Raw genomic sequence first — 9,339 nt, 5'->3', positions numbered from 1 at the left:
GCTCAGCGCTCCCGGTTGAAGCGCGTGGTCAGCCACAGAAGCAGCATGAGCACGACGAACGCGCCACCGCCGGTGAGGAGAGGACTGAGGCTTTCGTGGTTGCCACCGTGCTCGCCGCCCTCGGAGGCGAGAGTGACCAGCTGGGAGGCGGTGCTGTGGAGGCTCATCGTCGGCAGGACCTATCCGGAGGTGGGCGGGACAAAGACTTCCGGGCCATCGTATGCGGGGGCACCGGCAGAGCTCACGCCGACTCAGCCGTTCCGGTCCGCGCGGTCGTCCACGCCGCTCCCGCCGGGACGGCTTCCACCGGCCTCGGCGCCGTCCGCGGAAGGCTCGGTGCCGTCCGCGGAACGCCCGGCGGCGTCGGCAGAACGCTCGGCGCCGTCCGCGGAACGCCCCGCGTCCGCCCCCTGGCGGTAGCCCCGCAGCAGGAACCACGCGACCAGCACGCAGCCGACGACCATGACGATCAGCACGATGCGCAGCAGATTGCCCGCCCCCTGCTCCTTGGCGGCCAGGCCGGCCGCCTCCGTGACCCAGTGGTGGGCTGCGGCGCTGTGCTCCATGACGGCCATGTCGGGCGACTCCATTCGCTGTGCTGCCCTGTCACGGTATCTCCGCCTAGGCTGGGACCCACCTCGGGGGCATGACTGGACGAGCATGGGGGATGGGGCATGACCGACGACAACGACCGCGGCCGGCACGACGGTGACCACGAGCAGGACGGCGGCCACGAGCACGTGCCGAGCAGGCAGCGCAGGCGCTTCCCCGGTATCTCGTCACGGGCGTACGAACACCCGGCGGATCGTTCCGCCCTGGTGGCCCTGCGCAAGCTCAGCGGCTTCGACACCGTGTTCAAGGCGCTCAGCGGGCTGCTCCCCGAGCGGAGCCTGCGCCTGTTGTTCCTCTCGGACTCCGTACGGGTCTCCGACGCGCAGTTCGCGCACCTGAACACCATGCTGCGGGACGCCTGTTACATCCTGGACCTGGAGAAGGTCCCGCCGATGTACGTGAACATGGACCCGAACCCGAACGCGATGTGCATCGGCCTCGACGAGCCGATCATCGTGGTGACCACGGGTCTCGTCGAGCTGCTCGACGAGGAGGAGATGCGGGCGGTCGTCGGCCACGAGGTGGGCCACGCGCTCTCCGGCCACTCGGTGTACCGGACGATACTGCTCTTCCTCACCAACCTCGCGCTCAAGGTGGCCTGGATCCCGCTCGGCAACCTCGCGATCATGGCGATCGTGACCGCCCTGCGCGAGTGGTTCCGCAAGTCCGAGCTGTCGGCGGACCGCGCCGGGCTCCTGGTGGGCCAGGACCTCAAGGCGTCGATGCGCGGCCTGATGAAGATCGCGGGCGGCAATCACCTGCACGAGATGAACGTGGACGCGTTCCTGGAGCAGGCCGAGGAGTACGAGGCCGGGGGCGACCTGCGCGACTCGGTCCTGAAGATCATGAACGTCCTGCCCCGCACGCACCCCTTCACCACCGTGCGCGCCGCCGAGCTGAAGAAGTGGGCCGAGACCCGCGACTACCAGCGGATCATGGACGGCCACTACCCCCGCCGCGACGAGGACAGGGACACCTCGGTGTCGGACTCCTTCCGCCAGTCGGCCTCCAGCTACGCGGACGACATGCGCACCAGCAAGGACCCGCTGATGAAGCTGGTCAACGACATCGCGGGCGGCGCGGGCGACCTGGGCGGCAAGCTGCGCGGGAAGTTCACCGGGCAGAACGGCCGGCAGGGCGGCGACCAGGGCAGCGGTCCCACCGAAGAGAAGTAGGCCCGCAGGGAGAGAAGCAGGCCTCAGAGCGAAGGCTGGGCGGTCGCCGAGAGCGAGCCGCAGAGCGCGGTGGCGGCACCCGTCGCGTACGGGTCGGTGCCCGCGGGACCGCCTGCCTTCGCCTTCTGGCCCGCGAGCAGCGGCCGCAGCTGGTTGGCCGCGTCGGCGGAGCAGGCGAGCGGGCCCGCCTGCATGTACGACACGAGCAGCTCGGCCTGGCGCATGCGCAGGTCGTCGCGGTCGAAGCGGAACTGAAGCTCGCGGCGGACGGTGAACAGCGAGGCCTTGGCGTGCTCCCCCTTGCCCGCCGGACGCAGCGCGTAGACGAAGGTGTGGTCCGAGGTCACCTCGAGGGTGTTCTTGTCCGTCTCGGTGGCGCGCAGCGTGCCGTTGACCCGGATGCCGGGCGCGGCGAGGGCCGTCTTCGTCGGGTCGAAGCGCACCAGCCAGCCGGTGGGCGCGTGCCGTCCGTCCGCCGCCGGGTGCGCGAAGCTGTCGTCGAACTGGTCGAGCTGTCGCGGGTCGAGCAGGATGCGCGCGGAGCGCACGGCGCCGCCGGTGAGCACGTCCGGGTCGAGCGAGGATTCGACCAGATAGTCCTTGGCGGTGGTCAGCGCCGTCATCACCTGGCCGTCCGAGAAGTGCGAAGTGCGCCGCGCGGAGGGGAGGTTGATGCCCGAAGCGCCGACCCGGAACTGCGCGGCCGGGCTGTGCGCGAACAGGTCGGACGGCTTCGCCGCGCCGGGCACGGCCCCCGGCGGGGCGAGGGGTATGACCATCATCCGCAGTGGTTCGGGGCGCGTCTCGGCCGGGGTCTGGTACGGATGGCGTACGCCCATGTAGATCGCGGTGCCGAAGGCCACGGCGATCAGCAGGACGAGGATCACGGCCTGTTTGGAGAGGTGCCGGTGGCGCGCGGGAAGGCGCCGTACCGCATGGGTGTGATCACTCATGCGCTCCTGTGCGGAGTACTCCTGGAGCCGCGCGGCGCGGACGAACGACTCGTCGAAGACGACGGATCGGTACTCGTCCTCACCGCCCGCGGGAGCGCCCTCGGGTGTCCCCTCAGGTGGTTCTCCTGGCCCGCCCATACCTTCAGGGTAGGTCTCCGCGCCGTCGGGTAAACGCCCTGGTACACGACAAGTTCCGACAACTTCCCCTGACGGCTTCTCACGGAGCGCGCGGCGCCGCCGACACCGGCGGCGGGCCGTACTCCGCGGAGGCGGACGGCTCCGTGGACACGGGCGGCGGTATCGGGTCCTGGCGGCCCGTCGAAGCGCCGCGGTAGACCGCGGTGAAGGCGAGCGCGACCATGCCGATGCCCATCACGAGGGCGAGCATCCAGGCGACGGGGCGATGCCAGCGGTTGTGGCTCTTGTAGCCGCCCCTGCGGCCGTACCCGTCCTCGGTGAACTCCCGTTCGTACACGTCGTCGAGGTCGGGGTCGTGGCCGAAGTCGCCGCCGTCGTCGGGGCCGAAGCCTTCGTCGTAGAGGTCGTCCTCCGGCGATTCGCGGCCCGAGCCGCGGGTGCGGGCCCGGCGGTTCTCCGCTTCGGAGGCCTCGGCGCGCGCCTGGGCGGCGGCCAGCAGCCGTTCCACGGCGGTGGGTTCATGAACCTTGGCGGACTGGACGAAGTCCTCGTCGAAGACCACGGAGGCGAACTCTTCGTCCGCACCCCCGTGGTCGCGGTCGTCGTCGGGCTCCCAGCCGTCGGGAAACGACGGCGTGCCCCCCACGTCCTCCGGCACCCTTCCAGCGTAGCCCCGGAAGGGGCAATCTGGGCAGACGGTACGGGAATTGGGCCCGTGCGGGAATTCAGCGCGTGTGACCGTCGCCGGTGACGATGTACTTCGTCGACGTCAGCTCGGGAAGCCCCATCGGGCCCCGGGCGTGCAGCTTCTGCGTGGAGATGCCGATCTCCGCGCCGAAGCCGAACTGGCTGCCGTCCGTGAAGCGCGTGGAGGCGTTCACGGCGACCGTGGTGGAGTCCACGAGCTGGGTGAAGCGGCGCGCGGCCTGCTGCGAGGTGGTGACGATCGCCTCGGTGTGACCGGAGGTCCACAGGCGGATGTGCTCGACGGCCTGCTCCAGGGAGTCGACGACGCCCGCCGCGATGTCGTACGAGAGGTACTCGGTCTCCCAGTCCTCGGTGGTCACGGGCACGACGGTGGCCTTCGATCGGTCGCCGTACGCGATGACTCGCTCGTCGGCGTGCACCGTGACCCCGGCCTCGGCGAGGGCGTCCAGGGCGCGCGGCAGGAAGGCGTCGGCGATGTCGGCGTGCACCAGGAGCGTCTCGGCGGCGTTGCAGACGCTGGGGCGCTGGGCCTTGGAGTTGATGAGGATGTCGACGGCCATGTCGATGTCGGCCTCGGCGTCCACGTACACGTGGCAGTTGCCGGTGCCGGTCTCGATGACCGGGACGGTGGACTCCTCGACGACGGTCTTGATCAGCGAGGCGCCGCCGCGCGGGATGAGGACGTCGACGAGACCGCGGGCGCGCATCAGCTCGCGCACGGAGTCGCGGTTCTCGCCCGGCACGAGCTGGACGGCGTCGGCGGGAAGGCCGGCTCCGTGGACGGCGTCGCGAAGGACCCGGACGAGCGCGGTGTTCGATTCGTACGCCGATGACGAGCCCCGCAGAAGGACCGCGTTGCCGGACTTCAGGCAGAGGGCGGCGGCGTCCACGGTGACGTTCGGGCGGGCTTCGTAGATGATCCCGACGACGCCGAGCGGGACGCGGACCTGGCGCAGGTCGATGCCGTTGGGCAGGGTCGAGCCGCGGACGACCTCGCCGACGGGGTCGGGCAGGGCCGCCACGTCGCGCACGTCCGCGGCGATGGCGCGGACCCGCTCCGGGGTGAGCGTCAGGCGGTCCACGATGGACTCGCTGGTCCCGGCCTCGCGGGCGCGGGCGGTGTCCTTGCCGTTCGCCTCGACGATCTCGGCGGTGCGCACCTCCAGGGCGTCCGCGATCGCCAGGAGCGCGTCGTCCTTGGCGGCGCGCGGCAGCGGCGCGAGCGTCGCGGCGGCACCGCGGGCGCGGTAGGCGGCCTGGGCGACGGGCGAGAGGTTGTCGTACGGCAACCCCGAGAACAGAGGAGGGAGGGACGTCATGCCCGCAGCGTAATGCGGGCCGGGCGTGGTCCACCCGCCGTTTCAGCAGCCGAGACCGGCGCTCTCACGACGGCTCAAAAAGGGTGCACGCCCACGGGGGTCGCGGGAAGCGGACCGTACCCCTCCGCGATCCGGTGGTGGTAGGTGTCGCGGTCGATGACTTCCAGCCCCACGATCTCCCACGGCGGGAGCTGCGCGCTCTGCCGGTGCTCGCCCCAGAGCCGGAGCGCGACCGCGGCGGCGTCGTGCAGGTCACGGGCCTCTTCCCAGTACCGGATCTCCGCGTGGTCGGGGGCGTACCTGCTGGTCAGGAGAAAGGGGTGGTCGTGAGCGAGCTGTTCGAGGCCGCGCCTGACCTCCTGCAACGGGGCCTTCGCCCCGGAGACACTGAGGGTCACGTGCCAGAGACGGGGCACGTCCACCGTCTCGTCCTCCCGGCTCTCGTCCGTCTCGCCCGCCGCTCGCGTGTCACCGGTGTACGTCGCCCCCGCGGCAACGCTGGTCAGGGACCGCTCGGCCGGCGCACGGGACGACGCTCCCGGGCGCACTCGTCTCACGACGGCCTCCTCTACGCAATGGTGGTGCGGATACGCAATGGTCGTACGGAAGTGTCTGGAACAAAGTTGAGCAGGCCAAGCGCCCCCGCGGGGCCGTTTTGGGGAGTTTCACCTCGCAGGGGCCGGTCGGCGCCCGGCGTTCGCGCCTGTTTTCGGCCGGGGCCGCCGGGGCCGCTGTGACGCCCGGGAGAGCAGAGTCCCGGATGCGGGGACGCGCGGGGCTCAGCCGTGCAGCAGGGCCAGGTCGTCGCGGTGCACCACTTCCCGCTCGTACGCAGGTCCGAGTTCCCGCGCCAGCTCCCGGGTGGAGCGGCCGAGGAGCTGCGGGAGCTCCTTGGCGTCGAAGTTCACCAGGCCGCGCGCCACGGCACGCCCCGCGGTGTCCCGCAGTTCGACCGGGTCGCCCGCCGCGAAGTCGCCCTCGACCGCCGCGATCCCGGCCGGGAGCAGCGATTTGCGCCCCTCGACGACCGCGCGCACGGCCCCGTCGTCGAGCGTCAGCGCGCCCTGCGGCTCGGAGGCGTACTGGAGCCACAGGAGCCGGTCGGCGGTGCGGCGGCCCGTGCGGTGGAAGTACGTCCCGGTGTCGCGGCCCGCGAGGGCGTCGGCGGCCTGGCTCGCGGAGGTCAGGACGACCGGGATGCCGGCGGACGCCGCGATCCGCGCGGCCTCGACCTTGGTGACCATGCCGCCGGTGCCGACGCCCGCCTTGCCCGCGCTGCCGATCTGGACGTGCGCTATGTCGGCGGGGCCCGTCACCTCGGAGATCCGGGCGGTGCCGGGCTTCGAGGGATCGCCGTCGTAGAGGCCGTCCACGTCGGACAGCAGGACCAGGAGGTCGGCGCGGACCAGATGGGCGACCAGGGCGGCGAGCCGGTCGTTGTCGCCGAAGCGGATCTCGTCCGTCGCCACGGTGTCGTTCTCGTTCACCACGGGCAGCGCGCCCATCGCCAGGAGCTGGTCGAGGGTGCGCGACGCGTTGCGGTGGTGGGCGCGGCGGGCCATGTCGTCGGAGGTGAGGAGCACCTGCCCGACGCGTACGCCGTAGCGCGCGAAGGAAGCGGTGTAGCGGGCCACGAGAAGCCCCTGGCCGACGCTGGCGGCCGCCTGCTGCCTCGCGAGGTCCTTGGGGCGCCTGCGCAGGCCCAGCGGCGAGAGACCGGCGGCGATGGCGCCGGACGACACGAGCACGACCTCGCGCTCGCCGCCGCTGCGGCTCTTGGCGAGCACGTCGACCAGGGCGTCAACGCGGTCGGCGTCCAGACCCCCCGACGCGGTGGTCAGGGACGAGGACCCGACCTTTACTACGATCCTGTGGGCCTCCGCGACGCCCTGCCTTGCTGCCCCAGCCACGTACTTCCCCAATGATCCCGAAGATCCCATTCCCTGCCGGACCAGCCAATCTACGCCAGTGCCCGGGTGTGGTGCCCACGCATTTCGAGGGGCGGACCGCGACCGCCCCCGAGGGGATTCCGCAGCCGAAGGTTCAGTACCTTTGCCCCTTTATCCGGTGATTGTCGTCACGGAAGATTGCTACAGGGCCACTGCACGTCATACGGTCAGTGGTCGACTTCCCCGACGTTCGAGCATTCCCCCCCCATCCGATCCCCCGCCAGGAGCCCAAGCCCGTGCCCTCTGCCGGACTCGCCCCCCGCCGCATCGTGCAGCTGTCAGCGCTGTTCGCGATGTTCGCGCTCTTCACGGCCCAGCTCGTCAGCGCGCTGGTCCCGTACGTACCGGTGTTCATCGCCGCGTCTGCGGCGAACCTCGCGCTCGACGTCTATCTGCAGTACAAGCAGCCGGGGCTCCTCTCCCTCCTTGGCAAGATCCGTTTCGATGTCACCGTCAGGCAGCTCCTGCGCGACATGCTGATCCTGGTCGGTCTGCTGCGCATCGACGGCATCGAGCCGCTGGCCGAGCAGTCGCCGCTGACCATCTCGCTGCTTGCCTACTACTTCCTGCACTTCGGCTGCCAGGCCACCGCCATACTGGTGCGCCGCTCCCGCCAGCTGCCGATCGTCACGCGCAACATCGACGCGTCCGCGCTGCACCTGACGGCTGCGCCGCCGCGGATCCTCTCGCGCCGCCAGGCCCACCGCCTCCTGACGTTCTCCATCCCCGCCACGGCGGGCCTCCTGGCCACAGCGGGCACCACGGACGCGTACTGGGGCGGCATCGGCCTGGGGATCTCCATCGCCCTGATGGGCATCGGCGCGATCTACCTCGCCACGTGGCTGCTCCCCAAGAAGCGCGCGAAGAACGACCAGAAGGTCATGGAGTGGCTGGACAACTGGCTGGCCGACTACCAGCCGTCCGTCGCCATGTACTTCTCGGGCGGCTCGACGTCCGCGTACCAGGCGAACATGTGGCTCTCCACGCTCTCCAAGCTCGACGGCAATCCGCTGATCGTGCTGCGTGAGCGCTTCATGGTGCAGAAGATCGACGCGACGGACGTCCCGATCATCTGCTTCCCGAAGGTCGCGACGATGTTCTCCCTGGAGACCTCGACGCTGAAGATGATGCTGCACCCGGCGAACGCCGCGAAGACCTCGCAGGTCCTGCGCATCCCCACGATCAAGCACGCCTTCATCAACCACGGCGAGAGCGACAAGCTGTCCTCCTGCAACCCGTACGCCAAGGCGTACGACGAGGTGTGGGTGGCGGGCCCCGCCGCGCGCGACCGCTACCAGGCCGCCGACGTCGGCGTCGAGGACAAGGACGTGGTCGAGGTCGGCCGCCCCCAGCTGTCCCCGATCCTGCGCTCGACGGGCGCCCCCACGGGTCCGTTCACGACCGTCCTGTACGCCCCCACCTGGGAGGGCTGGGACGGCAACCCCGGCAACACGTCGGTCACCCTCGCGGGCGAGAACATCGTCCGGCACCTCCTCGCCGACCCCGGCGTACGGCTCATCTACAAGCCGCACCCGATGACCGGCTCGCAGGACCCGCGCGCGGGCGCCGCCAACGAGCGCATCAAGACGATGATCCGCGAGGCCGCCGTCAAGCGTTCCGGCGAGCGTCCCGGCCAGGATGCCCTGGCCGAGCTGGCGCGCCGCACCGCCGATCTGGACCGGCTGACCTCGACCGCGTTCCGCAAGAGCGTGGACGAGATGGAGCGGATGATGCTCCAGGGCACGCCCGACGGCGACCAGCAGGTGGCCCTCGCCGAGGCGACGGCGGCCTGGGAGGCGGCGTACTGGGCGTCGTTCCCCGAGTGGGAGCACCAGATCATCACCACCGCGCGCCCGGCGATCTTCTCCTGCTTCAACCAGGCGGACCTGCTGATCAGCGATGTCTCTTCGGTCGTCTCCGACTGGCTGACCAGCGAGAAGCCGTACGCGGTCGCCAACACGTCCGGCATGTCCGAGGCGGACTTCCGCGCGGGCTTCCCGACGGTGAGCGCGGCGACGATCCTCTCGCCGACCGCCGAGGGCGTGCCCGCGCTCATGGAGGCCGTGCGCTCCCCCGAGCTCGACACGCACGCCGAGGCCCGCGCGGCCCTCAAGGAGCACCTCCTGGGCCCCTCGGACCCGCCCTCGCTCGTCCGCTTCAACGAAGCGGCCCTCGCGCTCTCGGCCAAGGCAGACGAACGCCGCATCCGCATGGCCACCCGCATCGACGCGGAGATCCCCGGCCAGCGCGCGGCGGAGGAAGCAGCCGAGGAAATGGAATCGGACCCGACGGAACCGAACCCGAACGGCGCAGAGGACTCCGTCACGGCGTAGCAGCGTAGGGCGCGGCGCCAGTCGCAGAGAAGGGGCCCCCGCGGGTTGTGGTCCGGGGGGCCCGCGCAGTGGAGTGACAGCGGGTGCGGGGGGGGTTGGGGCGCCCGTCCCCCCCCCCCCTAAGGGCCAAAAAAGGCGCGGAGTAGGCGGAC

The 9,339-nt window shown here is 71.0% G+C and carries 9 protein-coding genes; 2 read left to right on the top strand and 7 right to left on the bottom strand.

The genetic code is table 11. The features are described 5' to 3' along the window. Positions 1-2: 2 nt before the first annotated feature. Together ACQKIP_RS31190 and ACQKIP_RS31185 are read right to left on the bottom strand one after the other, a co-directional pair. A complete protein-coding gene (locus tag ACQKIP_RS31190; protein WP_427744801.1) occupies positions 3-167 on the bottom strand; it encodes a hypothetical protein in 165 nt (54 codons plus the stop codon). Positions 168-251: 84 nt separating this feature from the next. Then, positions 252-575: a hypothetical protein gene (locus ACQKIP_RS31185; protein WP_365858051.1), complete on the bottom strand. Its 324-nt coding sequence runs from the start codon at positions 573-575 to the stop codon at positions 252-254. Between the two features lie 99 nt (positions 576-674). On the opposite strand from ACQKIP_RS31185, the gene ACQKIP_RS31180 reads away from it, so the two are divergent. Next, positions 675-1,787, top strand: coding sequence for a M48 family metallopeptidase (locus tag ACQKIP_RS31180; protein WP_365857830.1), 1,113 nt, complete (start codon positions 675-677; stop codon positions 1,785-1,787). A gap of 23 nt (positions 1,788-1,810) precedes the next feature. Here the strand turns inward: ACQKIP_RS31180 and ACQKIP_RS31175 are convergent, their stop codons facing one another. From ACQKIP_RS31175 to proB, 5 genes are all read right to left on the bottom strand, one after another. Next, positions 1,811-2,878, bottom strand: coding sequence for a hypothetical protein (locus ACQKIP_RS31175; RefSeq protein ID WP_365857828.1), 1,068 nt, complete (start codon positions 2,876-2,878; stop codon positions 1,811-1,813). 79 nt (positions 2,879-2,957) lie between these two features. Then, the gene (locus ACQKIP_RS31170) at positions 2,958-3,536 is read right to left on the bottom strand and encodes a hypothetical protein (protein WP_365857826.1); all 579 of its coding nucleotides are present in this window, start codon (positions 3,534-3,536) and stop codon (positions 2,958-2,960) included. Between the two features lie 67 nt (positions 3,537-3,603). Beyond that, positions 3,604-4,905 (bottom strand): glutamate-5-semialdehyde dehydrogenase, encoded by a 1,302-nt coding sequence (locus ACQKIP_RS31165; protein ID WP_365857823.1) that lies wholly within the window; start codon positions 4,903-4,905, stop codon positions 3,604-3,606. 74 nt (positions 4,906-4,979) lie between these two features. Then, on the bottom strand, positions 4,980-5,462 hold the full coding sequence (locus ACQKIP_RS31160; RefSeq protein WP_365857821.1) for a hypothetical protein: 483 nt from the start codon (positions 5,460-5,462) through the stop codon (positions 4,980-4,982). Positions 5,463-5,684: 222 nt separating this feature from the next. After that, positions 5,685-6,815, bottom strand: a complete 1,131-nt coding sequence (proB, locus tag ACQKIP_RS31155) for a glutamate 5-kinase (RefSeq protein ID WP_427744798.1) — start codon at positions 6,813-6,815, stop codon at positions 5,685-5,687. Between the two features lie 275 nt (positions 6,816-7,090). Here proB and ACQKIP_RS31150 point away from each other — a divergent pair, with 275 nt between their 5' ends. Continuing rightward, entirely contained in the window at positions 7,091-9,187 is a 2,097-nt protein-coding gene (locus ACQKIP_RS31150) for a hypothetical protein (protein WP_365857817.1), read from the top strand. The last annotated feature ends 152 nt before the right edge of the window (positions 9,188-9,339 follow it).

Source organism: Streptomyces sp. NPDC059900 (assembly GCF_050270335.1).
In the GTDB taxonomy this organism is placed as follows: domain Bacteria; phylum Actinomycetota; class Actinomycetes; order Streptomycetales; family Streptomycetaceae; genus Streptomyces.
The sequence above is the reverse complement of the archived record's forward strand: the minus strand, read 5'-3'. Positions and strand labels throughout refer to the sequence as shown.